Raw genomic sequence first — 25,799 nt, 5'->3', positions numbered from 1 at the left:
TCAACACTCTACCTTTTTCTTAAAAATTTACATTGACACCATCCTTTTCTATGATAAAATCATAGTGTGATAATGAGAATCGTTATCAAACGATATGACTACATATAGAATGGATAGGTGAGGTACATGTTCAAAAAATCTTTTTGGTCGCTATTAGTTGTGCTCTCCATCGTACTACTTGCGGCTTGTGGCAGTAATAGCAGTGAAGGCAAGTCAGATAGTAATGAGAAAACAAGAACCGTTGAAAGCGCTATCGGTTCAACTGAAATTAAAGGATCGCCTAAACGTGTGGTGACGTTGTATCAAGGAGCAACGGATGCAGCCGTCGCTATGGGCATTAAACCAGTGGGTGTTGTAGAATCTTGGCTTGAAGCACCTACGTATAAATATTTAAGAGATGATTTAAAGGGTGTCAAAATTGTTGGGCAGGAAACACAACCAAACTTAGAAGAAATTGAAAAGCTGAAGCCAGATGTCATCTTTGCATCAAAGATTCGCCACGAAGAAATATTTGATCAGCTGAAAGAAATCGCGCCAACTGTTGCAACTGACACAGTGTATACTTTTAAAGATACAGTAAAGTTAATGGGTGAAGCGCTAGATCAGCAAGATAAATCAAAAGAATTGCTGACGAAGTGGGATGACCGTGTCGCTGATTTCAAAGAAAAGGCGAAAAAGGACATTAAAAACTGGCCATTGAATGTCGCAGTTGTTAATTTCCGAGCGGATCATACGCGAATCTACCAAACTGGATTTGCAGGTTCGATTTTGACAGAGTTAGGATTTGAAGGGCCTAAGAATATTAAAGATAAAAAACTAGATGTTGTCCAATTAACAGACAAGGAAAGCATTCCACAAATGAATGCGGATGTGATCTACTATTTCATAGGTGAACAAGACAAGGCTGCTGAAAAAACATATAAAGAGTGGACAAGTCATCCTTTATGGAAACAGCTTGACGCAGTCAAAGCAAAAGAAGTGCATAAAGTGGATGAAATCACTTGGAACATGGCAGGCGGAATCATTGCTGCAAACATGATGCTTGATGATATTTATGATCGTCTAGGAATTGATCAATAAGTAGAACGGAGGAGAAAATGTGAACATACCATTTTCTCCTTTTTTCCATAACAGATTGAAAGCGGGAATCAGATGAGAAGTTTATTAAAAAAGGATTCGAGCAAGGCACTGCTATTTGCTGGATTCATCGTATTGATGTTGGTCTTTTTTATGCTCAGTATTTCTCTTGGGCAAACCTCCATTCCCCTCAAAGCCACTATCCATGCGTTTCTTCAGTTCGATGAGTCAGATCCAAACAGTGTCATTGTCATGACATCCAGATTATCAAGAGCTTTAATTGCGACGGTCGTTGGATCAAGTCTAGCGATTTCAGGTGCACTCATGCAGGCATTGACGAGAAATCCGCTGGCTGCACCAGATCTTTTAGGTATTAATGCAGGTGGACTCTTTTTTATTGTGATTTCGATTGTTTTCTTTTCTACCGAGTCGTTAACAGGTTATATGTGGACGGCCTTTTTAGGCGCTGCCATTGCAGGTATGCTCGTCTTTCTTCTAGGCTCCATTGGAAGAGACGGACTGACACCGGTCAAAATTGTACTCGCAGGTGCTGCGATATCTGCTCTGTTTGCGTCCTTTACTCAAGGACTTTTAATCGTCAATGAACAGTCCATTCAAAGCATCCTGTTCTGGATGGCTGGTTCAGTGTCAGGAAGAAGTATAGATATGCTGCTGCCTGTGCTGCCTTATATTCTAGGGGCGACTGTGGTGGCGCTGCTTCTTGGCCGCTCGATCAATGTCCTTTTATCGGGTGATGATATTGCGAAAGGGCTTGGCCAGCGTACGCTTCTTTTGAAGATGACGATGGGGTTACTTGTTGTCTTTTTAGCAGGTGGTTCCGTCGCTGTCGCAGGATCCATTGGATTTGTTGGTTTTCTTGTGCCGCATATTGTGAAAAAGCTTGTTGGACCTGACCACCGCTGGGTACTGCCGTATTGTGCCGTTGTAGGGGCGTCGCTTTTACTTGTCGCAGATCTTGCCGCTCGTTTTCTGATCATGCCGCAGGAAGTACCGATTGGTGTCATGACGGCGGTAGCAGGAGCGCCTCTATTTGTTTATCTCGTGCGCAAGGGGTTGAAGACAGGTGGCTAAAACATATACAGTGCGTTCAAAGGGCGGACGCATTTCATTTCAATTTTCAAAGCGGACGTTTTTGATTTTACTATTATTGACAGGCATTGCCTTTGGTTTATTTATTCTGAGCCTTTGTATGGGCAGCCGGTTTATTCCGCCTGCTGATGTGCTGCTACATATCTTCGGACAAGGCGAGGGAAATACGTTTGTATTAAATACGTTGAGGATTCCAAGGACCCTGCTTGCGGTTTTAGTGGGAGCGGCACTTGCGGTATCGGGGCTTATTTTACAAGGTCTCATTCGAAATCCGCTTGCATCGCCTGACATCATAGGAATTACGAGCGGTGCTTCGTTTGGCGCCATTATGTTCATCGTCTTTTGGATGGGCACTGTGCCTATTGCTTATCAGTCGTTGTGGGCCATTGCAGGCGCTTTTGCGGTATCATGCCTGATTTATATGCTTTCATGGAAAAAAGGCGTCAAGCCGATCACGCTCGTCTTGATGGGGATTGGGATTTCCGCCATTATGAAGGCGTGTGTGACGTTTACTCTTGTGCTCAGCGATACGATGACCACGACCAAGTCATACATCTGGCTGACGGGCAGTTTATATGGTTCTACAATGAAGGACGTCATCGCAATGCTCCCTTGGGTATTGATGATTTTACCGATTGTCATGGTGCTGGCAAGAACGATGAATGTAAAGGAGCTTGGAGATGATCTTGCAACAGGTCTCGGAGTCAAGGTTCAGGCGAAGCGGTTATTCTTTCTACTGATGAGTGTGACATTAGCCGGTATTGCCGTTGCATTCGCAGGCGGTATTGAATTTGTTGGACTGATGGCGCCACATGTGGCAAGGATGATCATCGGTCGTTCCTTTATTGCGCTTGTTCCAGCATCTGCGCTTGTTGGAAGTATTCTCGTGATGCTGGCAGACTTAGTTGCGAGAACGGCTTTTCTCCCGTTAGATGTCCCGGCAGGTGTGTTTACGGCTGCAATCGGCGCACCGTTCTTTATTTATTTGTTATATCAACAGCGAAATCGTTAAACGAAAGATGGGGGTTTTGATATGAAGCCAGAGTGGGTTGAGAGAGAATTACTTGATTTCGGGGTACACATCACAAATGGACCAATGACATCTGATCGCACACTTGCTGCGCTTTTTTCAGAAGCATCTATCAGACGTTTATTAGAAGCTGAAAAGGAAGCGATGCATGCACCGAATATAGCAGTGGCGGCGTCCATGTTTTCAAAACGCTATGCCTATTTAGCTGTTAGTTCTACTTTGTACTTGATGACGATGTATGATGCTGTCTATCGGTTTTCACCAGAGGCGTGTGTCTTTAGAGAAGATCGTAAAATTGAGCTAGATGAAACGCTCTGTTCATTTGTTCAGTCAGAAGGAGATCGTCATGAGTGGAGAGAGCAGGTCGTCCGCACGCTATTTACGCAGTGTGTCACACCACTTTTAGATGTATTGAAACGTACTTCAAGACTTCCGTATTCAATTTTATGGGAAAATGTAGCGGTACGTATCAATTCTCTTTACCGTAGCATGATGCGAGAAACGGAAGAGCCTAAAATGAAAGAGCGCGTACGGGAGGATTATTTGTTTCTGAAGAAGGCATCGGGTGATCTTTTCGGAGCGAAGCAAAATCCTTTTCAGCACAGCTTAAATTTAGATGAAAGTTTGCTAGACACATCAAATCGAAAGACTTGCTGTATGTATTATAAGCTTGAGAAAAAATCAGAGAGCCTTGATTATTGTCTCGTCTGTCCGCTTGAAAAAAAGAAAGGCACTGCTTGCTCATAGCAGTGCCTCTCTTTTTTATTCCCAAATATCGCTTACCCATTCAGGGTGATCAATAAAAGGATTGCGATTGTGCTGGTACGTTTGATAGATGATTTCGTTACGATTCCGTTCGATTTGATCGACTGGATCTTGCTTGTGCCATTTCAAGAGGACAGACATTTTGCCGTGAAGAGGGGCGCTTCCATTATTCACTTTGTTGTTCAATTCTAAATCTGGGAAGCGGTCATCGCCTTCATATCGGACGGCCATATAAAAGAGCATTCTTGCTACATCTCCTTTCACCCGGCTATGAGGTTCAAATGAGTCGCTGTCGTAGAAGTTACCCGGCGCTCCCTTGTATTCATTTCCGCCTATATCAAAATCTAAATTTCCTCGTGTGCTATTCGTTTGTACGTCTGTTGCCCGAAGGTGATGGAGATCTGTACCAGGTCCTTGGCTCGTCCCAAAATTGCCGTGAGATTTAGCCCACACATGCTCCCGGTTCCACTGTCCCACGTTTCCTCCATTTGCTTGCTTAGACCTGGAGATACCGCTATAGAGCAAGAGCACATTGCTTGGATTTTTTGGATCTTCATCCGTTTTCTTTAATGCATCCCAAACCTGGCTGTAGGATAGCTGCGTATGATCATCAATAATATCGTGTAATGCTTTCTTAAGAGCAGGCCCAGATTTGCCAGCAGCAGATTGGTAATAGGAATCAATTTGACTTGAAGCGGTTGTTTTGGCATGTTGAGCAGATGTTTCGGTTTGTAGCTGTAACGGGGAAAAGGTGATGGTTTGACTCGGTTCATTCAGAGTAAAGCCTTGAGCATTTGCAGCGGGAGGCAGCGGAGCGGCAAATGTACCGAAAATCATGATTCCGGCGGCCACAGTTCCAAATAAAGATCTTTTCATTCTATTTCCTCCTTCATAGGGAATGTATACTCTTTAGTTCTATCATATTGCCATAAAGAAATAAATGGATTTATCGTAAATTTTATGTAATCAATTCGTAAGAAAAGAGATTGCTATTTTATCAGCATTGCTGTATAAGTGGGCATATAAGGATGGACACAGCAAGGGAGAGGATGGATAACGTGAAAGAACTACACACACCTACTAGAACCATTATGACACCAGGACCTGTCGAAGTAGATCCGAGAGTCCTTCGAGTGATGAGTACACCAATTCTTGGTCAATTTGATCCTGCATTTACAGAGATCATGAACGAAACGATGACCTTATTACGATCACTTTTTCAAACAGAAAATGAATGGGCTTATCCAATTGATGGGACGTCCCGCTCAGGACTTGAAGCTGTGCTTGCCAGTGTGATCGAGCCCGGAGATGTGATGCTCGTTCCGGTCTTTGGACGCTTCGGTCATTTGCTGATTGAAATTGGACAGCGCTATGGTGCTGAGGTACATACAATGGAATGTGAATGGGGAACGGTTTTTAAGCAAGACGACATCATCGCAGAGATGCATCAAGTCAAGCCGAAAATTGTTGCGATGGTTCATGGTGAAACATCTACCGGAAGATTACAGCCGCTTGAGAAAATTGGTGAAGCATGCCGAGCGCTTGATGCGCTTTTTATTGTAGACGCTGTGGCGACAATTGGTGGAGTCGAGGTCAAGGTAGACGAATGGAAAATCGATGCGGCAATTGGGGGCTCGCAGAAATGCTTGTCTGTTCCATCAGGGATGTCACCGATCACATATAATGAACGAGTGGCAGACGTCGTACAATTGAGAAAGAAAGTCGAAAAAGGGATTGCAACACAGGACGAACTGCAAAAACAGGTAGACATTTCTCCAATCAAAAGCAATTACTTTGATCTAAGCCAGCTGCAAGATTATTGGAGCCCGAGGCGGTTAAATCATCATACAGAAGCGACAACGATGCTTTATGCACTGAGAGAAGGGGTTCGACTTGTGCTAGAGGAAGGTCTGGAGGAACGTTTTCAGCGCCACTTGTTTCATGAAAAGGCTTTAATGGCAGGACTTGAAGCGATGGGGCTTGAATTATTTGGTGATCCAGACTGCAAAATGCCGGTCGTGACGTGTATCGTCATTCCAAGTGATATCGACGGAGAAGCGGTCCGGGCTGATCTTCTTCATCATTTTGGAATTGAAATTGCGAGTTCATTTGGGCCGCTTGCAGGACGGATATGGAGAATTGGCTCAATGGGCTATAGCTGCCGAAAGGAAAATATTCTATTTGTTTTAGCAGGCCTTGAAGCCATTTTGATGAAATATGGTGCAGCCATCAATTGTGGCGCCGGGTTACAGGCGGCTCTTTCCATCTATGAACAAGCTGAATAAAAAAGGGATACTCAAAATACTCGCCACCAGCGGGTATTTTTTATTTGGGAAAAAACGCTGTTTTTTGAAAAACTAGACTTATAGAGAGCGATATCGCTATACTGAAGAAGTTCTTATCATTTTTGTCATCATTTTCATTTATTTTGAAGAAAGAGGTTTTAATATGAAAAAAATGGGCAGATTGTACATTTTGATGCTCAATATTTTTATTGCCATGCTTGGATTTGGTCTGATCGTTCCTGTCATGCCAAGTTATATTGAAGCCTTTGGCGCAACTGGGAAAACACTTGGTTTCCTCGTTGCTGCAACTGGCCTCACACAATTTGCTTTATCACCCGTCGCCGGAGCGCTGACTGATCGATTTGGACGCAGAAAATTGATTATTGCCGGGATTGCCGGCTTTACGGTAGCTCAATTTATTTTTGCATTTGCCGATCAGCTTTGGATGCTGTTTGTGTCTCGGTTTTTAGGCGGAGCTGCTGGTGCGCTGCTGATGCCCGCCATGTTTGCCTACATTGCTGATATCACAAGTGAAAAGGATCGAGGGAAAGGAATGGGGCTATTTAGTGCAGCAATGACGTTAGGTTTTGTCATTGGACCGGGTGTTGGGGGTTATTTGGTTGAGTTTGGGATTGCTTTTCCTTTCCTCATCGCTGGTTCTTTTGCAGCCCTGTCGACGCTGTTGTCTTTCTTGTTCTTACCTGAAACTTTAACAAAGGAAAAGCAGGAAGAAGCACGATTGAATAAAGAGCTTCATTTCAATCCTTTTACGCAGATGATTCAGGCTTTAAAAACGCCATACGGTTTTTTGTTTATCTTAGCTTTTGTTTTGAATTTCGGAATCATTCATTTTGAATCGATTTTTGGCTTATATGTGGACCAAAAACATGGCTTTACACCGAAGGATATTGCATTTGTCATTACAGTAGCTGGACTTGCGGGTGTCATCGTTCAAGGTGCTTTAGTAAATACCTTTGTGAAACGATTTGGCGAAATGCGTGTCGTCCGTTATGCCCTTTTAGCTGCGGCGTTTATGCTGATCGCCTGCCGCTTTGCCCCTTCCTTTTGGCTCATTTTTACGGGCTCCATTTTGTTTTTATCGGCCACCTCGTTTGTTCGTCCAGCCCTCAATACATTACTATCTAAAATGGCAGGGAATCAGCAGGGGGTAGCAGGCGGCCTCAATACCTCCTTTATGAGCCTTGCGAATATCGTCGGGCCAAGTCTTGCGGGTATTTTATTTGATGTGAATATTGAGCTGCCATTTATGTTTGGAACGCTGGTGCTTTGTATGAGTTTCATTGCTTCTATTTTATGGGCGAAAAAAGCGCAGCAACATTCCCATGCCGTATCGTAAAGACAGCATAGAAAAAACCGATCAGCACAAATGGATCGGTTTTTTTCGTCATCGCTCATACTTCACGACTGGTGATTTTTCTTTATGCAACGCATGAATCAATGCATCGTCTACATGCAAATGCTCCTTCACTAATTGAGGAGGGGTTAAGGCCATCCATTGGTTCAATGAAATATCAGCAAATCGATCGCTTTTAAACATTTCTAGAAACCAAAGGCTCGTTTGCCCAATATTTTGTATGTAATGCCCCATCCCGAAAGGAACATAACCAACATCACCTGCTCTGTAATTAAAGGTGCGAGCTGTCCCGCCTGCTCCAAAAACCGTCATTTTGGCTGTACCGGTTAAATAGTATTGCCACTCATCATTATTCGGGTGCCAGTGCATTTCTCTCATCCCGCCAGGTTTTACCTCCACAAGTGCAGCAGCAATGGTTTTAGATACTGGAAAATTGCGTGAGTCGACGATTCGCACTGTTCCCCCAGAGGTCACGATTGGTTTTTGACGAAGGAGTTGATGGGTAAATGGCGGTTTGATGCCGCCGTATGGATCAGAGACGGTTTGGCTTTCAATGGATGCCGGTGAAGAGCCTTGAAACATATAGCGCTGTTTATGTGGAATGCGGTCAAACAGCTTGATTGGCACGCCGAAATTAGCAGAAAGAATGTCTTTTGGTGTATGAGCAAACCAGTCTGTGATGGTGAACGTATCAAATTCAGAAAAAGCACCATCATCAAACACAAGGAGAAACTCACAGCCATCCTCAAGACCTTGAATGGAGTGCGGAATACCGGGCGGGAAATACCACAAGTCTCCTTCTTCTACATCAGCGATCATATTCCGTCCTTCTGCATCTACAGATGTGATCCGGGCTTTGCCTAAAATCATATATGCCCATTCCGCCTGCTTATGCCAATGAAGCTCACGAACACCTCCGCGCGTAAGCCGCATGTTCACACCAGCAATCGTTGTTGAAACAGGCAGCTCTCGCTCGGTAATTTCCCTCGACCAGCCGCCATGATTCAAGTGCATATGTGTATCAGAATATGAAAATTTTAAATTAGGAATCGTCCCCGCATCCGTTTTAGGGGGAACGAACATATCTGGGTTCTCCATATCGCGCAGAACGTCTCGCGGGCCTAAATCGGTTGCGCCGGCCCCATCGTCTCGAATCGGTTGCGGGATGTGACGAATCTCATCATCCATTTGACACCACTCCTTGTCATTCACACTTCTCCTCCAAAATATATGAGGCGTAAGAAAAAAAAATTCAATTGGAATCGGATGAAAGGTGCTTTTGAATACGCAAAGCTAATCGCAAGCGCAATGTTGCGTCAGGATCTTTTAGGCTGATCTGGAGCAGTTCTTCACATTTCTCCAGTCGATATATCACGGTGTTGCGATGAACAGATAAACGTTTGGCTGTTTCTGAAATATGGCAATGTGTTTCGACATAAACAGATAAGGTGTGGAGAAGGTTCGGATCGACTTGTGATTGTTCATATAATGGGTGGAGGTACCGCTCATAGAATGTTGTTAAATCTTTTGATGGGATGAGCTTCAGTAAATCTGACACATCTTTTGCTTGATAGAACTGAATATATTCAGCTCGTAATGAGAGCTGGCCTGATTGCAGAGCATGGGCAGCTTCACTGAATCCTTTTGGCAGATCGGTGATGAGATAACCGCTTAAGCTTACACCAAAGGAAATGGTGGCATTCACATGCTGTTTAATAAGGATCTGCATTTGTTTTAAAAAAGAGCAGATCGATTTGTTCATTGCCTGCCAGCCGCCAGTCTCTTCTATAAGGAAGATGCCGATATCTCCTTTGACAAAAAGAAAGGCGGGAAATGGACAGTGCGAAAGGGTGCTTTCAAGTAAAGCAAACACATCATCTACAAGGGTTTGCTGCTTAAGGAAACAAGTGAAATGACTGCTCTGATCAAGTTGACAGACGATACATAAATAGGGAATCGTTGTGTTTAATCCAAACATGCGTGCCAGACAGGCAACATCTTGTTCTGAGGAAATCGTGCCCTCCATCCATTTGCGAAACCATTCATTTTTGGCTCGCTCTGTCGATTGCTTGATGGCATGTTGTTTGATGCGTGAAATGGACATGGCATGTACAGCTTGTTCAATTATCAAATGCAGCCCCATGTCGTCTTGAGGATGAATGAAGGCGAGAACGACTAAATAATCATAAGCTTGTTCGTTTATATAGATAGGAAAAACAGAAACGCTTTCTTTTGAATGAACCATAGAAAAATAATGCTGCTGCGTACTGTGAAACAAGCGGAGCATTTGTATCCAATCTGGATTTGTCATACCTTGGAGTGAGGTGAAAAGAATACGTCCATACTGATTGATCAAATAGACAGGCTGATGAATTCTTTGGGCCACTTTTTGCAATGCTTCAACATGATGATCGACAATGTTCATATCCACTCATTCTCCTTTTTTTAGAGTTGAAGCCTTTGGTGAAGATGAATAAAAAAATGGACAATCGCTGTCAAAGTCTCTGATATCAATTTTATGTTATCAGCTCCATTCAATTTAGATAGAAAGTTGTGATGTAATATCACAAAAAAGATGGCAGGGCAAAATCACGTCACATCAGTCATCTTCATTCAGAAAAATGGGTAAATATGATATGTTGTAGACAGAAGAATTTCTTTCAGAAAGATGGGTATCCCAAGAAACAAAGACTTTCAATGGGAAAATCCGTTTAGACAAGCAAGTGGCAAGAGGTGAGATAGATGATTTATATCGGATTAACTGGCTGGGGCGATCATGACAGTCTGTACCCGCCGAGAATCGGCAGCTCTCAAAAGCTGTTTCACTACGCATCAACGTTTCCCATTGTGGAACTGGATGCAAGCTTTTATGCTGTTCAGCCTGAGCGGAACCATGAAAAATGGATAAAAGATACGCCAGACGCCTTTCAATTTGTTGTGAAAGCATATCAAGGAATGACCGGGCATCAAAGAGGCGAGATCCCGTTTGCTTCAAAGGAAGAAATGTTTGACGCCTTTATTCTTTCACTGACTCCTCTCATTCGAGCAGGGAAACTGGCGATGGTTCTGTTTCAATTTCCACCATGGTTTGATTGCAAAAAGGAGCACGTCCACTATTTAAGATGGTGTAAGGAGAAGATGGGGGACATTCCTTGTGCACTCGAATTCCGAAACCGAACTTGGTTTTCAGACGAGTTTTATGAACAAACCTTATCCTTTATGGAGAAAGAAGGGTGGATTCATTCCGTCTGTGATGAACCGCAAGTCGGAGAAGGGTCTATACCGCCAGTCATAAAAGCCACACACCGTGACAAAACATTGGTCCGTTTCCACGGAAGAAATAAACAAGGTTGGCTTCACCCGGCAGATCATGAGAACTGGCGTGAAGTTCGTTACTTATATTTATATAATGAAGCTGAACTAAAGGAATGGAAAAAGAACCTCGACATCCTGCATCAACAATCGAAAGATGTATATGTCGTATTTAATAATAACTCAGGCGGAGATGCGGCAGCGAATGGCCAGCAAATGATTGATTTGCTGGATTTGACGTATTCAAGCTTATCCCCGAAGCAGTTAGATTTATTTAGTTAAACGAGAGCTGTGGCTTTCAATTTGAACGATACGGTTCAGTGACAACTTGAGGGAGAGATCAACATGCTGCAGAAGCTATGGTTATATCATACAAACGACTTGCACAGCCACTTTGAAAACTGGCCAAAAATCGCAGCTTATATTGAAGAAAAGCGTCAAGTTCACGATCAGATGCTCTTATTTGATATTGGCGATCATATGGATCGAGTAAACCTTGTATCAGAAGCGGATTATGGAAAAGTGAATGTCAAACTTCTCAATCAGCTTGGCTATGATGGAGTCACAATTGGTAATAATGAAGGCATTACGTTGCCTCATGAGCAGCTCGACCAATTGTACAAAGACGCGCAATTCCCGGTGATTTTATCTAATTTATTTGAAAAAGGCAAAAGACCATCGTGGGCAAAGCCTTATGAAGTGATCACGTTGAAAAATGGACTGAAGATCGCCGTCTTAGGGGTGACCATTGCGTATACACCTGTCTATGAAAAGCTGGGCTGGGACATTACAGACCCATTTGAGAGCATACGGGAGATGCTACAAGAAGTGAAAGGACAAGCCGATGTCATTGTTCTTCTTTCCCATCTAGGCATCATCCATGATCGAGAGGTAGCCCATGACTTCCCAGAAATCGACATCATCTTAGGCTCACATACGCATCATCTTTTAGAACAGGGCGAGATGGATAATGGCGTTCTTCTTGCATGTGCTGAAAAGTATGGGCATTATATTGGCTGTGTCGAGCTGACCATTGACACAGCCAGTAGCGAGCTCATCGAGAAAAAAGCGACGGTGCAATCAGTGGACCAGCTGATCAGTGAATCCGATGAAGCGATCACGACTTTACAGAAAGCAGAAAGAAGAGCGAAGTCACTCATGCAGGAAAAAGTGACATCCATTAAATCAAAGCTCGAAACAAAGTGGTTTGATGACTCTCAGCTTCCGCAACTTTTAACAGATGCCATTAAAGAATGGTGCGAGGCAGATATCGGCATGATGAATGCTGGGATGGTGCTTGATTCATTAGAGGCTGGCATCGTCACAAGAGAAGACATTCACCGGATATGCCCGCATCCCATTAATCCAATCAGGGTGACACTTACTGGGAAGCAATTGGTCGAAACAGTGTCTCGTGGCTGTGAAGAAAAAATGGAACAGCTACGCATCAAAGGCTTTGGCTTTAGAGGCGAACTGATGGGGAAAATGCTATACAGCGGTTTGACTTATTCATTAGAAGAGGGCGAAGCCAAACGAGTAAAAGAGGTCTATGTAAACGGCGAGCTGATCCAAGAGGACGTGTCCTATACAGTTGGCACAGTGGATATGTATACACTTGGCTCTCTTTTTCCTCATATACGTGACCATGAACACATTGAATATTTTATGCCGGAATTTTTACGTGATGTCCTGAGCTGGCGATTGAAGGATGCAAAGTGAAATCCGCTCCAGCCTAACAACACTTGCCCTCCCTTCACATAGATTGTGTTGAAGGGAGTGAAGGGATATGGTGAATTTAACACCTATTACAATTGATGGCCATTCCTTTACAGCCGTCACCGTCAAACTGCCAAAGACCAATTTCATGGCAGTGACAAATGAGCATGGTTATATTATGTGCGGTGCACTTGATGTCGGGCTCCTAAATGAAAAGCTTGCAGATAGAGGAATCATCGCAGGAAGAGCAGTCGGTGTAAGAACCATCGAGCAATTGCTAGATGCACCTTTAGAATCTGTGACATATGCCGCTGAGTCGCTCGGCATTCATGCTGGCACAATTGGAAGAGATGCATTATTAAAAATGGTGAAATAAAATGAACAGATGATTCCTATCCCCCCGCCTGTCTGCATACACTTGTAATGGAGAAGGGGGGATTTTTTATTGAGATTGAACCGTCGTTATCGCCCCTATAAAAAGGGCCCTCTGCCATTTCGTTATGTCATGCTGCTTGCCATATTATTTTTTGTGCTCTCAACTGTCATTAGCCTATTCTTCATCAATCGTTCCATTAAACCAACGTTGATTCACATTGCTGAACTAGAAACAGAACGAATCGCCAATCATCTCATCCAATATTCTGTTCAGGATTTTGCAGATGATCAGGAGAATATGAAGGATATGGTTGTGATGAATACAAGTGAGAACGGAAAAGTGACAACTATCGACTTCAATGCGCAAGCAACATCGAAAGCAATGGCTGACCTGTCACGTCACCTTCAAAAAAATCTAGAGGACATTGAAAAGGGGAATTTTCAAAAAGAGGCAAAAGAAGCATTAAAGGATCAAACAGATGGACATGACGGCATTATATATAACATTCCGCTTGGGCAAGCGTCCGGAAATGCACTTATCGCCAACCTAGGACCAAAAGTACCTGTACGCTTCAGTGTCATTGGTGACCCGCATACGGACGTTGAAAAAAACATTAAGCCTTATGGCATCAACAATGCCTTGATTGATATTAGTGTGCTCATTGAGGTGAAGGTGAGAGTCATCATCCCATTCGCCTCAGAAACCATCGTCGTCAAAAACTCTGTGCCTGTCTCCATTCAAGCCGTTCAAGGAGATGTCCCAGATTATTATAATGGCAGCGGAACAAATTCAGGCGCTCCATCGATTGTTCTGCCAGAGAAAAAGGAGAAGAAAGAATAACAGCCCAATGGACGAATTGGGCTGTTTTTTTCATACGCTGTGATTGCATATAGTGTTTTTGTGATGAACGTTTTGTTGTTACGAAACAGACAGTCTTGTCCTTGCATCATTTTCATCGGTGATATAGGTCACGTCTTCAAATCCACATTCAACTGCATTCTTGTATAGCCATTCGAGTGTTCCCTTATTTTTGCAATAGATCGTGACATAGGAGCAATCGGCCACTAAAAGAACAAGCTCGCATTGGCTTTCAATAAATTCTTCATAGGTCTTAATATGAGACAATGTCCCTTTTGGATATGCTTGTAAATCGGCGAAAATCATATAATACGTCTTGTTTTCAATGAGGTGTTTGAGTTCTATACCGTCCATTTCTGTTTTACCTTCAGGAAAAAGTTCTTCATCTTTTTGGCCATCAACTAGTATATTCGAGTCTTCGGTATCGATTCGCCAGCTGAATTTGGTGATGTCGATCGGTTTTAGCACTTCTCCAAGGAAGACTCCGTATTCATTTGGAATGGTAAAGGTCATTCCTCTTTTCAAAAAACAACCCCCTAACTCTTTGTGAAGTAATCTTTCATTGGTTGTGATGCTTAGACTTTTTTTCATGTGATCTGTTCATCTTATCCTAATTAACCACTTGATTCCATACGGATCACGTGCCATGATAAATGTTCATTGTTTTCCTTTTCTGAATGGTGAAAGCTATCCTGAAGACTGATTTTTCACGATCGTCTGTTATGAAAGTGAGAGGAGGATTTGATTGATATGAAGAAAATTCATGTAAGCGGATTTTGTTTTTTGGTATTTGCCATTGTATTTAGTGCTAAATATATGTCAGCATCGATATTATTAGCTGGGAGTGACAGTTTGAGTGTGGACTTATTTAGAGGGATGTTTGACATGATTCCGCTCGAAGTAACAGTTGTGTATCTCCTTTTTTTCATCATGGGTATTCTTTTTTTAGTTTTAGGATTGAAAGAGAAGCATAAGCAGTAACAGTAGACAAGTGATGACCGGGGAAATGTTGATACATATCAAAAGGAGAAGCAAGCGGTATCGCTAAACTTCTCCTTTTATTTATCGACGTTTCCGCTCGGCTCTTTCCCATGCCCTTAAATGAGGGTAAGGATCAAACGACCATTCAGTTCGTCCATTGTCTTTATACATGCCGTAATGAAGGTGTGGCGGGAATTTTCCTGCTGTGCCAGGTGGACCGTAACCGGAGCTTCCGACTGATCCGATGACTTGACCAGGTTCTACAATCTGCCCAGCTTTGAGTCCTTTTGCAAAGCCATTTAAGTGGGCAAAATAATGATAATGATTGTGAATATCTCGAATGCCGATCCGCCAGCCGCCAAAGCGATTCCAGCCTTTCATTTCAATTACGCCGTACGATGTCGCACGAACAGGAAGACCGTAATGAGCAAAAAGATCAGTGCCCTCATGAATTCTTCTGCCTCCAAAGCCTCTCGCATCACCCCATGTACTCCTGTAGCTGTAGTCAGCGCCAACCGGAAGAGGAAACGCATGCTTTCCGAGGTCAAGATGGCCGTAATGCTTATAGAGCTTCATAAAAGATGAAATGATTCCAACGGTTTGATCACGTCCGTAATAATCCCACAGCGCAATTTTTAATTGATCGATGCTGCTGCCGTAATGGAGCAAGTATTGAGCAAACGTGAACAGGACATCTTCATCGTTATCGATTTCCGCTTTTCCATCCCCATTACCATCAAGCCCAATACCGTCAAACACTTTAATGCTTAATGGAGAGGTATCCTGCTTATTGGGATTTTCTGGTCCTATCCACATTTCCCGGGGAATGTAGATACCAATCACACCTGTTTGTTTTGGTAAATCTCTTCTGCTTTTGCGTATATTGTGTTCATACTGATCAACCGCAGCAAGTACATACCACGGGACCTGTGTGGTGATGGCGATCTTTTCATACAGTGCCATTCGCTTTTTTAATTCATCGGGCTGTTTGTTTGCCCCTTGTGCATGGACTGATGCGGGAATCATTGAAAGAGCGATGATGATCGCTAAAACCACTTTCACAAACGTCCATCTCCTTTCTTCGAACATCTCTTCTACCGTTTAGTGTGGTTTGATCACGTTATTTCATAAGAAGAAAATGTTAGTAATTTTCTTCTGTTATTTTAGGAGTCTTTTGGGTATTTTTGCAGCTCATTCCCTTGTTGTTCAATCTGTACTATGTTAAAGTGTCTAAAGAAAAGGCCTTAGGCCGAAGATTCAATTTTTTGCGGCAACAGCTGCATCCATCGTATATAGCAGGAAGATGATTGTATATGCACCTTTAACGAATTCATATGGAGATGATGGAATTGGCAAAGAAGGAAGAGCACGTAAGAAAACCGGACTGGCTTAAAATTAAGCTGAATACGAATGAAAACTATACCGGTTTGAAAAAAATGATGCGGGAAAACAACCTGCATACCGTTTGTGAGGAAGCGAAATGTCCGAATATTCACGAATGCTGGGCAGTGAGAAGAACTGCTACATTTATGATCCTCGGATCTGTTTGTACGCGCGCATGCCGTTTCTGTGCGGTGAAAACCGGACTTCCTACTGAGTTAGACTTGCAAGAGCCAGAACGCGTGGCAGATTCAGTGGCTTTGATGAATTTAAAGCACGCTGTTATAACAGCGGTTGCAAGGGATGATCAAAAAGATGGCGGAGCAGGCGTATTTGCTGAAACTGTTCGTGCCATTAGAAGAAAAAGTCCATTCACAACAATTGAAGTTCTCCCTTCAGACATGGGTGGCAATTATGATAATTTGAAAACGTTAATGGATACACGCCCTGATATTTTAAATCACAATATTGAAACAGTTCGCAGGTTAACACCAAGAGTTCGTGCACGAGCTACATACGATCGTTCATTGGAATTCTTGCGTCGTGCAAAAGAAATGCAGCCTGACATTCCAACGAAATCAAGCATTATGATTGGACTCGGTGAAACGAAGGAAGAAATCATTGAAGTTATGGATGATCTTCTTGCTAATAACGTCGACATCATGGCAATTGGTCAGTATTTGCAACCGTCGAAAAAGCATTTGAAAGTGCAAAAATACTACCATCCAGATGAGTTTGCAGAGCTGAAGGAAATTGCCATGTCAAAAGGCTTTAGCCACTGTGAAGCTGGACCGCTTGTCCGTTCTTCTTATCATGCAGACGAACAAGTAAACGAAGCGTCTAAGAAGCGTCAGGCGCAAGCATAACAAAGAAAACGCCAGAGCTCTCTGGCGTTTTTTCTCGTATTAATTTTGGCCGTAAGGTGCGTTTCGTCTCATGGTCCGATCGGAATTCGTCATGCCATTGGCATCTTCTTTCGTTGAAATATCTCCGCCTTGAGGAGAGTATTTCATTTGTTGAATCGTTTTTGTTAAAATTTGATCAAAATCACGTGAATTGGTTTGAAGACGTGAAAAATTGGCAATGGATTGAAAGTGCTCTGGGTTATCAGAGACGTACACATGATAATAACGAGGGAGAACAGAAACCGCTGTTTTTTTCACTTGATCGGCTGATTCATCTCGGTTTTTGTTGCCTGTTCGATACACAATGAGGGCATCCTCGTCTGTGACAAGTGTTGCTGCATCCTTTATATTTGGCAGCTGGATGGCTAAACTTGTAATCACGTGGGCAAGGTGCTCACGATTTAAAGCAGGGGTTCTTTCCTTTTGATCGGTTACTTGCTGGCGCTGATAACGAACATAGCCTGCTCGATTCGTATCTGCTTCTGGCATGTTGGAATTATTTCCTTCATGACGATCAGACAGGCGGATTGTCTTGCTGGAAGAATCTTCATCCACTTGCCGGTTCATGCCTGATTGAAAGCCGCACCCGCCTAAAAGCATGCATAGGAGAATAGTGGCTGTCAGTTGTTTCATCATAAATGTGACCTCCTTTTTTCTTTAGCTTCGGCTAAATCGGAAAAAACATGCTTTAGCAATTGATGGAGTTGTTCCAATGAATTATCATTAAAGGTGGATCGTTTAAAAAGAGGTGAGAAGATGATCGTCATTCAGAATGCTACCTTTGATCTTGTCAGAGAAATCAAAGACGGCTTTGATGAGGAAGCGTTTAAAGCAAGGTACTCAGATATTTTAAATAAGTATGATTATATTGTGGGGGATTGGGGCTACAACCAGCTAAGGCTGAAGGGGTTCTTTGATGACCAAAACCAAAAGGCCACATTTGATACAAAAATCAGTACACTCGATGAATACATTTATGAATACTGTAATTTTGGCTGTGCATATTTTGTCTTAAAGCGGATTAGAAAATAACGCAAAGGGGAGCGTCATGATGTATTTCGTAGACAGAAAGAAGATTGAAGAGACATTACGTTTTTTTGAGGAGCAATATGATTTGATGCGCAGCCATCAAACATGGTCAAGTCCTTTAGAAAAAAAAGCGCTGGAACGAATTGTTCATTTGCTCGTCGAATGTATTCTTGATACAGGAAATGATATGATTGACGGCTTTATCATGCGGGACCCAGGAAGCTATGACGACATCATGGATATTCTTGTGGACGAAAAAGTTGTACCAACAGAAGAAGGCACTCACCTGAAAAAACTGGTCTCGTGCCGTAAAACACTTGTTCAGCAATACCAAGAAGTGGTTCATCACGATTTGTTGCAGGTCATCAGTGAGGTAGAACAGGCGCTGCAAGTCTTCCCGAATCGAATTCGCACTTACTTGGAGCAGGAGCTTGGACCAGTATCAGCGTTTAAATAAACCATTGGAGTTGTAAGCAGCATGAAATACAAAGGCTATTTAATTGATTTAGACGGGACGATGTATAAAGGAACAGAAAAGATCGAAGAGGCGGGGCAATTTGTTCACAAGTTAAATGAGTTGAACATCCCTTATTTGTTTGTCACGAATAACTCTTCACGCACGCCGAAGCAAGTAGCAGAGAAACTGGTTTCATTCGATATTCCAGCAACGGAAGACCAAGTCTTTACAACCAGTATGGCGACGGCAAACTATATCGCAGAACAAAAGAAAGATGCCTCGGTGTATGTGATCGGAGAAGAAGGCATTCAGCAGGCCATCGAAGAAAAAGGACTGTCGTTTGGTCAAGAAGACGCTGATTTCGTTGTCGTTGGAATAGACCGCAGTATTACATATGAAAAACTAGCGGTAGGAGCCATTGCGATCCGTCAAGGTGCACAATTTGTTTCAACAAATGGAGATATTGCCATTCCGACAGAAAGAGGGCTGTTACCTGGAAATGGATCGTTAACATCTGTGCTGACGGTTACGACAACAGTGCAGCCAACATTTATCGGGAAGCCAGAGTCTATCATTATGGAACAGGCCATGCGGGTGCTCGGGACAGATGTGTCAGAGACGCTCATGGTGGGCGATAACTATGATACCGATATTATGGCAGGGATGAATGCAGGGATGGATACACTGCTTGTCCATACAGGCGTCACGACAAAAGAGCTGCTTCAGAAATATGACAAACAGCCAACCTATGTCATTGATTCATTATCTGAGTGGATTGAACGATTATCTTAATGAAAAGAGGACAAGCGTCAGACGCACGTCCTCTTTTGTGTTTTATTCTGCATTTCTTGCACTATGTGCCAGTCTACTTGATGCTGCCGCAGCAATAGCACCGACAATGTCATCTAAAAAGGTGTGGCATTCGCCTGAGGATTTATCGTTGAGTTTTCCAAGAATCCCTGGTTTTTCTTTGTCGATATATCCGTAATTCGTAAAGCCGATGGAGCCATAAATATTAACGATGGCAAAGGATAAAATTTCATCAACCCCATATAGACTTTCATCTGTTTCAAGAATGGATTGCAGCGGTTCTGTCAGCTTTTTTTGCTCAGCGAGAACATCTAGTTCAACGCCTGTTAAGATGGCATTTTGGACTTCACGTTTTGCGATGACACGTTCCACATTGTGGATGCACTCTGTCATGTCTAAGCCAGGATGATATTTTTCCTGTAAAAAGAAGACAAGGTCTGCTATATCTTGAATGGTTACGCCTCGTTCTTGTAAACGGCGTCTTGCTGTTTTTTCTACTTCGTTCATCTCATGATGATGCGGCATGTTCCTCACCCAATCCTCGTAATTTGTCCACAACGTGTGAAAAAGCTTCGGATAGTAAATAGTATTCATAAATCCCTCAACCTGCGACTACGATATGATAAGAGACTGATTTTATGAACGCAGGTGAAATCATGAAAGAAACCATTTATCACACATTTGGTATTGATGTGCGTCAATTTATGCCATATGGCAGTTATCAGAGCTTTCAAACGGCGAAAGCTCTCTTCATCATTGTTCCCGTGTCTCATTTGCGAGAAGAAGAACTCACAGAGCTTTATCATATCAGTCAGTATTTACTGAATGACGGTGACCCATACGTTGCCGTGTTTGAATTAACAAACGAAGAGAAACCGACTTTTACCCATGGAAAAGAACTGTACGCTCTATTAAAGGCAGCACCGCGGGTCACAAGCCGCTCATTTCAGCACGCACCAGAGCTGGCGGCTTTTCATGTCAGAGGGAGAGGGTTTCCTTATGAGGTGTCTGAAACAAAACGTGTCGGAGCTTGGAAGGAATTATGGGCAAAACGGTTAGACCAGCTGGAAGGCTTTTGGATGCAGCAAATGCATCAAAAACCACTTGAACGATTTGAAAAGAAATTCATTGAATCCTTTCCGTATTATCTCGGATTAACGGAAAATGCCATTCAATATTTAGTGGATACAGAGCTTGATGATGAACCAAAAGAATGTGATTCAGGTACTGTTTGTCATCAGCGCTTTTCACGTATGACCTGGCCACATGAGCAGCCGCTTCGTTTACCTGTTGACTGGGTATTTGACCATCCAACAAGAGACATCGCAGAATATTTAAGAGAAACCTTTGTCCAGCATAAGGAGGATTTAATTGAAGAGGGCTTCTCCTTTTTGCAGCAATATGAGCAGGTTACGCCTCTTTCATCATTTTCAAAGCGACTGTTATACAGCCGTCTTCTGTTTCCGCTTCATTATTTTGAAATTGTCGAAGGTTATTATATGTCAGGAGAAAATGAAAAATCTTATTATGAAGAACGATTAGATTATGTTTTAAATGATGCGAACCGCTACGAATATTTTCTCAAGGTGTTTCAAGAATTGAGTGCCATGCGCAGCGGTGGGCATCTCATTCCTCCTGTTGGATGGATTCATCAATCCGCTGATTTGAAGTTTCAGTGAACAGATGAAACGTCTCTTTTCTCTTGAGGCGTTTTTCGTTATGCTTAAAGAAATCAACCAAAGGAGTGTTCTTCTTGACGAAACCTTATGTCTATATCACAAGAAAGCTTGATGAAACAACACTTACACCATTAAAAGAAGTCGCTCATATTGACATGTGGACGAGCGAGGATGAGCCGTGTCCAAGAGAAGAGTTAGAAAAACAAGCTGCTCAAGCAGATGGGCTGCTCACGATGCTGTCAGATCAAGTAGATGAGACACTTTTATCAAATGCTCCAAATCTAAAAGTGGTCGCGAATCTCGCGGTCGGCTATGACAATATTGATCTAAAGGCAGCTAAAAAGCACGGGATCACGGTATGTCATACACCGGACGTCTTAACAGAATCGACAGCTGATTTAGCCTTTGCGCTTTTGATGGCGTCAGCAAGACGAATTGTCGAAGCGAGTGATTGGATTAAGGATGGGAACTGGACAGGCTGGGGGCCGCTTCTTCTAGCCGGTGCGGATGTTCATCATAAAACGTTAGGGATTGTCGGAATGGGCAGTATTGGAACCGCACTGGCCAAGCGGGCAAAAGGTTTTGATATGAATGTTCTGTATCATAATCGTTCAAGAAAGCCAGAAGCAGAAGCACAGCTAGGTGTGACCTATGCCGCATTTGATGAGCTGCTTACGCAGTCTGATTTCATCGTTTGTTTGACGCCTTTAACACCTGAAACGAAAGAAATGTTTAATAAGAAAGCATTTGAGCAGATGAAGAACACGGCTTACTTCATCAACGTTTCCAGAGGGCAGACGGTAGACGAAGATGCTTTATATGATGCTGTCACGACAGGAAAAATTGCAGGAGCAGGTCTGGATGTATTTAGCAGGGAGCCTGTCAGTCCGGATCACCCGTTAACGACATTACCAAATGTGACAGTGCTTCCTCATATCGGAAGTGCGAGTGTTGAAACGAGAAAAAACATGATGCATTTATGTGCTGAAAATATTGCGCTTGTCCTGCAAGATCAGCAAGCCAAAACGCCAGTTCAGGCGTAATCTCAAGCTTCCCGGCTTCGGGAGCTTTTCTCACAAAAATATTTTGAAAATATAGAATCTTGATATAAATAGCTGTTAAGCGGTTTCATTCTCATATTCTCTTATTTTATTACCTTGTCAAAATGAGGATACCCCTTTATAATGTGTGTACATTGAATGTCTGTGTTAGGTTAACAAATGTCTTTTTAGAGAGGACATTTACGGAGAAAGGTGGAATTTCAGGTGAAGGCAATTCGAGTTGGACTACTAGGATTAGGAACAGTGGGGAGCGGTGTCGTTAAGATTATTCAAGATCATCAGGATAAATTAATGCACCAGATCGGCTGTCCGGTATTAATACAAAAAGTGCTTGTGAGCAATCCCGATAAAAAAAGAGATGTGGATGTGGCAAGAGAGGTCTTCACAACTGAAGTATACGATGTGATTCGAGATCCAGAGGTCGACGTCATTATTGAAGTGATGGGCGGCATTGAAGAGACAAAACAATATTTAATAGATGCACTAAATGAGAAGAAGCATGTCATTACAGCCAACAAGGATTTAATGGCGCTATATGGCACAGAGCTTTTACATGTAGCAAAAGAAAACGGCTGTGACCTTTACTATGAAGCGAGTGTCGCAGGTGGGATTCCGATTTTGCGTACACTAGAGGAAGGTTTAGCCTCTGACCGCATCACAAAAATGATGGGAATCGTGAACGGGACAACGAACTTTATTTTAACAAAAATGAATGTCGATAAAAGTGCGTATGAAGATGTATTAAAAGAAGCGCAGGATCTTGGCTTTGCAGAAGCAGATCCGACGGCGGACGTAGAAGGACTAGATGCGGCAAGAAAGATGGCCATCCTGGCAAGACTCGGCTTTTCCATGAATGTAGACTTAGAGGATGTGAAAGTGAAAGGCATCTCTGACATCTCGGATGAGGACATTAATTTCAGTAAACGTTTTGGCTATACAATGAAGCTGATTGGAATTGCCCAAAGGGACGGAGAGAAAGTGGAGGTCAGCGTACAGCCAACTTTACTTCCTGATCATCACCCGTTATCTTCCGTCAACAATGAATTTAATGCTGTCTATGTTTACGGAAGTGCTGTCGGAGAAACGATGTTTTACGGACCTGGAGCAGGCAGCCTGCCAACGGCAACTGCTGTTGTCTCTGATTTAGTCGCTGTTATGAAAAACATGCGTCTTGGTGTGAATGGCAGTGGATTTATTGCACCGCAATTTGAGAAGAAAATCAAATCATCATCCGAAGTATTTGCACAACAATTTTTAAGAATACATGTGAGAGATCAAGTCGGAGCTTTCTCCCGCATTACATCGATTTTTTCTGAAAGAGGCATCAGCTTTGAAAAGATCCTTCAGCTTCCTGTCAAAGGGCATGATGAGCTGGCTGAAATTGTGATTATTACACATCAAACATCAGAAGAAGATTTCTCAAATATCCTGCAAACATTAAACGATCTCGACGTGGTGGTTCAAGTGAAGAGCACGTACCGAGTAGAAGGGAACGGTTTAAGCTGATGAAGTGGAATGGACTCATTGAAGAATTTCAAGAATTCTTACCAGTAAACGAACAAACACCTAAACTAACATTAAATGAAGGAAATACACCGCTGATTCATCTCGCAAAGCTATCTGAAAAGCTTGGGATTGAACTTCATGTGAAAACAGAAGGCGTCAACCCTACAGGTTCTTTTAAGGATCGCGGGATGGTCATGGCTGTCGCAAAGGCAAAAGAAGAAGGCAATGATACGATCATGTGTGCATCGACAGGGAATACGTCTGCAGCAGCGGCAGCTTATGCGGCGCGCGCTGATATGAAATGTATTGTCATCATTCCAGATGGAAAAATTGCCTTCGGTAAGCTGGCGCAGGCTGTCATGTACGGAGCAGAGATCATTGCCATTGACGGCAACTTTGATGACGCACTTAAAATTGTCCGCAGCATCTGTGAAAAAGCTCCGATTGCACTTGTTAACTCCGTCAATCCATACCGAATTGAGGGACAAAAAACAGCGGCATTTGAAATCTGTGAGCAGCTAGGCTCCGCACCAGACGTACTGGCGATTCCTGTTGGAAATGCGGGGAATATTACAGCGTACTGGAAAGGCTTCAAAGAATATCATGAGAAAAAAGGCACTGGACTGCCAGTCATGCGTGGTTTTGAAGCAGAAGGAGCTGCAGCCATCGTTCGAAATGAAGTCATTGAGCAGCCAGAAACAGTCGCAACAGCCATTCGCATCGGAAACCCTGCAAGCTGGAAACAAGCTGTAGCAGCGGCAGATGAATCGAACGGGAAAATTGATGAAGTGACAGATGAAGAAATTCTTCATGCCTATCAATTGATCGCACGTGAAGAAGGGGTGTTTGCAGAGCCAGGCTCTTGTGCATCAATTGCAGGTGTACTCAAACAAGTGAAATCTGGAGAAATTAAGCCAGGCAGTAAAGTCGTCGCTGTACTGACAGGAAACGGATTAAAAGATCCGAATACGGCGATTGATATTTCACACATCAAACCGGTCACGCTGGATGCAGATGAAGATCAAATTCTGGAACATTTAGAAAAGGCCGCACGCGTATGAGTAACGCCTCCATGCTTTTTTCAATCACAGTACCGGGAAGCACTGCCAACTTAGGACCAGGCTTTGACTCAGTCGGAATGGCGCTCAGCCGCTATTTAAAGCTATCGGTCTATGACCATGATAGCTGGCTGTTTGAAGCAGAAACAGATGTCGTGTCTGGTATTCCATCAGGCACCGATAACCTGATCTATCAAACAGCTAAAAAGGTCGCAGATGACTTTGGAAAAACACTCCCGCCTGTTCATGTCAAAGTGTGGAGTGATATTCCATTAGCAAGGGGGCTTGGCAGCAGCGCTGCTGCTATTGTCGCCGCTATTGAGCTCGCCAATCAGTTGCTTAAATTAAAGATGACCGATGATCAGAAGCTCTTTTTTGCAAGTGAGGTAGAAGGTCATCCAGATAATGCGGGTGCCTCTTTATTCGGTGGTTTACTCATCGGTCTTCATGAAGAAGACAAGACACATGCCGTTAAAGTACAGCATGTGGATGTAGATGTCGTCGTCGTGATTCCTTTTTATGAAGTGCTCACAAAGGATGCCCGTGATGTCCTGCCAGAGGATTTTTCCTATAAACAGGCCGTGAGCGCGAGTGCAGTGAGTAACGTCCTGGTCGCCGCCTTAATGACGCAGAACTGGCCGCTTGTAGGGGAAATGATGAATAAAGATTTATTTCATCAGCCATACCGCACGATGCTTGTCCCAGAGCTATCAAAGGTGGAGCACGTTGCTTCATTAAAAGGCGCGTATGGAACAGCATTAAGCGGTGCTGGGCCGACCATTTTGACCTTAGTGGAAAAAGGGAAGGGAGAAGCGTTGAAAGAACAGCTTGCCCAAAATTTCCCGCATTGTGAAGTAGATGTGCTGACGGTGCCGGTAGAAGGGGTCATCGTCGAGCATCATTCTGTGAATCAAATGAAGAACGTGCTATAAATGAGCACGTTCTTTTTTTATCCTTGTTTTTCACAACAAAAGCAGGGATTATTATTTAGAGAAGCGAACTATTTTTGGTACATAAAAGGGGGGAGAT

General features: G+C 43.1%; 27 protein-coding genes. 20 read left to right on the top strand and 7 right to left on the bottom strand.

Features of this window, described 5'->3' with window-relative positions; all coding sequences use genetic code 11:
• The first annotated feature begins 126 nt into the window (after positions 1–126).
• From ASG46_RS01275 to ASG46_RS01260, 4 genes are all read left to right on the top strand, one after another.
• Positions 127–1,080: an ABC transporter substrate-binding protein gene (locus tag ASG46_RS01275; RefSeq protein WP_025207929.1), complete on the top strand. Its 954-nt coding sequence runs from the start codon at positions 127–129 to the stop codon at positions 1,078–1,080.
• A 72-nt stretch (positions 1,081–1,152) separates the two neighbouring features.
• Positions 1,153–2,169 (top strand): FecCD family ABC transporter permease, encoded by a 1,017-nt coding sequence (locus tag ASG46_RS01270; RefSeq protein ID WP_056702668.1) that lies wholly within the window; start codon positions 1,153–1,155, stop codon positions 2,167–2,169.
• Complete coding sequence (locus ASG46_RS01265) at positions 2,162–3,199, top strand: FecCD family ABC transporter permease (protein WP_056702667.1); 1,038 nt, start codon at positions 2,162–2,164, stop codon at positions 3,197–3,199. The genes ASG46_RS01270 and ASG46_RS01265 overlap by 8 nt, the downstream gene beginning before the upstream one ends.
• A 21-nt stretch (positions 3,200–3,220) precedes the next feature.
• A complete protein-coding gene (locus tag ASG46_RS01260) occupies positions 3,221–3,964 on the top strand; it encodes an IucA/IucC family C-terminal-domain containing protein (protein WP_035389315.1) in 744 nt (247 codons plus the stop codon).
• 15 nt (positions 3,965–3,979) lie between these two features.
• On the opposite strand, the gene ASG46_RS01255 is transcribed toward ASG46_RS01260, so the two are convergent.
• Positions 3,980–4,858 (bottom strand): endonuclease I family protein, encoded by an 879-nt coding sequence (locus tag ASG46_RS01255; RefSeq protein ID WP_017367997.1) that lies wholly within the window; start codon positions 4,856–4,858, stop codon positions 3,980–3,982.
• A 173-nt stretch (positions 4,859–5,031) separates the two neighbouring features.
• On the opposite strand from ASG46_RS01255, the gene ASG46_RS01250 reads away from it, so the two are divergent.
• Positions 5,032–6,267 carry a pyridoxal-phosphate-dependent aminotransferase family protein gene (locus ASG46_RS01250; protein WP_056702964.1) on the top strand — a complete coding sequence of 412 codons (1,236 nt, stop codon included), beginning with the start codon at positions 5,032–5,034 and terminating at the stop codon, positions 6,265–6,267.
• Positions 6,268–6,430: 163 nt separating this feature from the next.
• Positions 6,431–7,624, top strand: coding sequence for an MFS transporter (locus ASG46_RS01245; RefSeq protein WP_019743815.1), 1,194 nt, complete (start codon positions 6,431–6,433; stop codon positions 7,622–7,624).
• A 48-nt stretch (positions 7,625–7,672) separates the two neighbouring features.
• Here ASG46_RS01245 and ASG46_RS01240 read toward each other — a convergent pair whose 3' ends face one another.
• Entirely contained in the window at positions 7,673–8,830 is a 1,158-nt protein-coding gene (locus ASG46_RS01240) for an oxalate decarboxylase family bicupin (protein WP_056702665.1), read from the bottom strand.
• 64 nt (positions 8,831–8,894) lie between these two features.
• Positions 8,895–10,067, bottom strand: a complete 1,173-nt coding sequence (locus ASG46_RS01235; RefSeq protein ID WP_056702663.1) for a PucR family transcriptional regulator — start codon at positions 10,065–10,067, stop codon at positions 8,895–8,897.
• A gap of 317 nt (positions 10,068–10,384) precedes the next feature.
• On the opposite strand from ASG46_RS01235, the gene ASG46_RS01230 reads away from it, so the two are divergent.
• From ASG46_RS01230 to yunB, 4 genes are all read left to right on the top strand, one after another.
• Positions 10,385–11,236 (top strand): DUF72 domain-containing protein, encoded by an 852-nt coding sequence (locus ASG46_RS01230; protein WP_008346854.1) that lies wholly within the window; start codon positions 10,385–10,387, stop codon positions 11,234–11,236.
• Positions 11,237–11,299: 63 nt separating this feature from the next.
• A complete protein-coding gene (locus tag ASG46_RS01225) occupies positions 11,300–12,673 on the top strand; it encodes a bifunctional metallophosphatase/5'-nucleotidase (protein WP_056702661.1) in 1,374 nt (457 codons plus the stop codon).
• Positions 12,674–12,740: 67 nt separating this feature from the next.
• Entirely contained in the window at positions 12,741–13,046 is a 306-nt protein-coding gene (locus ASG46_RS01220; protein ID WP_007500404.1) for a YunC family protein, read from the top strand.
• Between the two features lie 69 nt (positions 13,047–13,115).
• Positions 13,116–13,886 (top strand): sporulation protein YunB, encoded by a 771-nt coding sequence (gene yunB / locus ASG46_RS01215; RefSeq protein ID WP_007500406.1) that lies wholly within the window; start codon positions 13,116–13,118, stop codon positions 13,884–13,886.
• Between the two features lie 78 nt (positions 13,887–13,964).
• On the opposite strand, the gene ASG46_RS01210 is transcribed toward yunB, so the two are convergent.
• Positions 13,965–14,429 (bottom strand): DUF2691 family protein, encoded by a 465-nt coding sequence (locus ASG46_RS01210; protein ID WP_039168959.1) that lies wholly within the window; start codon positions 14,427–14,429, stop codon positions 13,965–13,967.
• A gap of 225 nt (positions 14,430–14,654) precedes the next feature.
• Here ASG46_RS01210 and ASG46_RS01205 point away from each other — a divergent pair, with 225 nt between their 5' ends.
• Positions 14,655–14,885 carry a hypothetical protein gene (locus tag ASG46_RS01205; RefSeq protein WP_008346846.1) on the top strand — a complete coding sequence of 77 codons (231 nt, stop codon included), beginning with the start codon at positions 14,655–14,657 and terminating at the stop codon, positions 14,883–14,885.
• Between the two features lie 81 nt (positions 14,886–14,966).
• On the opposite strand, the gene ASG46_RS01200 is transcribed toward ASG46_RS01205, so the two are convergent.
• Positions 14,967–15,911, bottom strand: a complete 945-nt coding sequence (locus ASG46_RS01200) for a M23 family metallopeptidase (protein ID WP_235562200.1) — start codon at positions 15,909–15,911, stop codon at positions 14,967–14,969.
• A 323-nt stretch (positions 15,912–16,234) separates the two neighbouring features.
• On the opposite strand from ASG46_RS01200, the gene lipA reads away from it, so the two are divergent.
• Positions 16,235–17,131, top strand: a complete 897-nt coding sequence (gene lipA, locus ASG46_RS01195; protein WP_008360456.1) for a lipoyl synthase — start codon at positions 16,235–16,237, stop codon at positions 17,129–17,131.
• A gap of 39 nt (positions 17,132–17,170) precedes the next feature.
• Here lipA and ASG46_RS01190 read toward each other — a convergent pair whose 3' ends face one another.
• Positions 17,171–17,806, bottom strand: a complete 636-nt coding sequence (locus ASG46_RS01190) for a YhcN/YlaJ family sporulation lipoprotein (protein WP_007500413.1) — start codon at positions 17,804–17,806, stop codon at positions 17,171–17,173.
• Positions 17,807–17,926: 120 nt separating this feature from the next.
• On the opposite strand from ASG46_RS01190, the gene ASG46_RS01185 reads away from it, so the two are divergent.
• The 3 genes from ASG46_RS01185 to ASG46_RS01175 are packed head-to-tail and all read left to right on the top strand — an operon-like array spanning position 17,927 to position 19,448.
• Positions 17,927–18,202 carry a YutD family protein gene (locus tag ASG46_RS01185; RefSeq protein WP_008346837.1) on the top strand — a complete coding sequence of 92 codons (276 nt, stop codon included), beginning with the start codon at positions 17,927–17,929 and terminating at the stop codon, positions 18,200–18,202.
• Positions 18,203–18,221: 19 nt separating this feature from the next.
• Positions 18,222–18,656: a DUF86 domain-containing protein gene (locus tag ASG46_RS01180; protein WP_024719757.1), complete on the top strand. Its 435-nt coding sequence runs from the start codon at positions 18,222–18,224 to the stop codon at positions 18,654–18,656.
• A gap of 21 nt (positions 18,657–18,677) precedes the next feature.
• Positions 18,678–19,448, top strand: a complete 771-nt coding sequence (locus ASG46_RS01175) for a TIGR01457 family HAD-type hydrolase (protein WP_056702655.1) — start codon at positions 18,678–18,680, stop codon at positions 19,446–19,448.
• Between the two features lie 42 nt (positions 19,449–19,490).
• Here the strand turns inward: ASG46_RS01175 and ASG46_RS01170 are convergent, their stop codons facing one another.
• Positions 19,491–19,991, bottom strand: a complete 501-nt coding sequence (locus tag ASG46_RS01170) for a phosphatidylglycerophosphatase A family protein (protein ID WP_024719755.1) — start codon at positions 19,989–19,991, stop codon at positions 19,491–19,493.
• 113 nt (positions 19,992–20,104) lie between these two features.
• Here ASG46_RS01170 and yutH point away from each other — a divergent pair, with 113 nt between their 5' ends.
• The 5 genes from yutH (at position 20,105) to thrB (ending at position 25,702) form a co-directional block, all read left to right on the top strand.
• On the top strand, positions 20,105–21,145 hold the full coding sequence (gene yutH, locus ASG46_RS01165; RefSeq protein WP_007500419.1) for a spore coat putative kinase YutH: 1,041 nt from the start codon (positions 20,105–20,107) through the stop codon (positions 21,143–21,145).
• A gap of 74 nt (positions 21,146–21,219) precedes the next feature.
• Positions 21,220–22,188 carry a 2-hydroxyacid dehydrogenase gene (locus ASG46_RS01160; protein ID WP_056702651.1) on the top strand — a complete coding sequence of 323 codons (969 nt, stop codon included), beginning with the start codon at positions 21,220–21,222 and terminating at the stop codon, positions 22,186–22,188.
• 222 nt (positions 22,189–22,410) lie between these two features.
• Positions 22,411–23,712 (top strand): homoserine dehydrogenase, encoded by a 1,302-nt coding sequence (locus tag ASG46_RS01155; protein WP_017358915.1) that lies wholly within the window; start codon positions 22,411–22,413, stop codon positions 23,710–23,712.
• Positions 23,712–24,773 (top strand): threonine synthase, encoded by a 1,062-nt coding sequence (gene thrC / locus ASG46_RS01150; protein WP_008346825.1) that lies wholly within the window; start codon positions 23,712–23,714, stop codon positions 24,771–24,773. Before ASG46_RS01155 ends, thrC begins: the two co-directional genes overlap by 1 nt.
• A complete protein-coding gene (thrB, locus tag ASG46_RS01145; protein ID WP_035389295.1) occupies positions 24,770–25,702 on the top strand; it encodes a homoserine kinase in 933 nt (310 codons plus the stop codon). Before thrC ends, thrB begins: the two co-directional genes overlap by 4 nt.
• Positions 25,703–25,799 lie beyond the last annotated feature (97 nt).

Source organism: Bacillus sp. Leaf49 (genome assembly GCF_001426125.1).
GTDB classification, from domain to species: Bacteria; Bacillota; Bacilli; order Bacillales; family Bacillaceae; genus Bacillus; species Bacillus altitudinis.
Note: the sequence above shows the minus strand (reverse complement) of the source record. Positions and strands in the feature narration are given on the sequence as shown.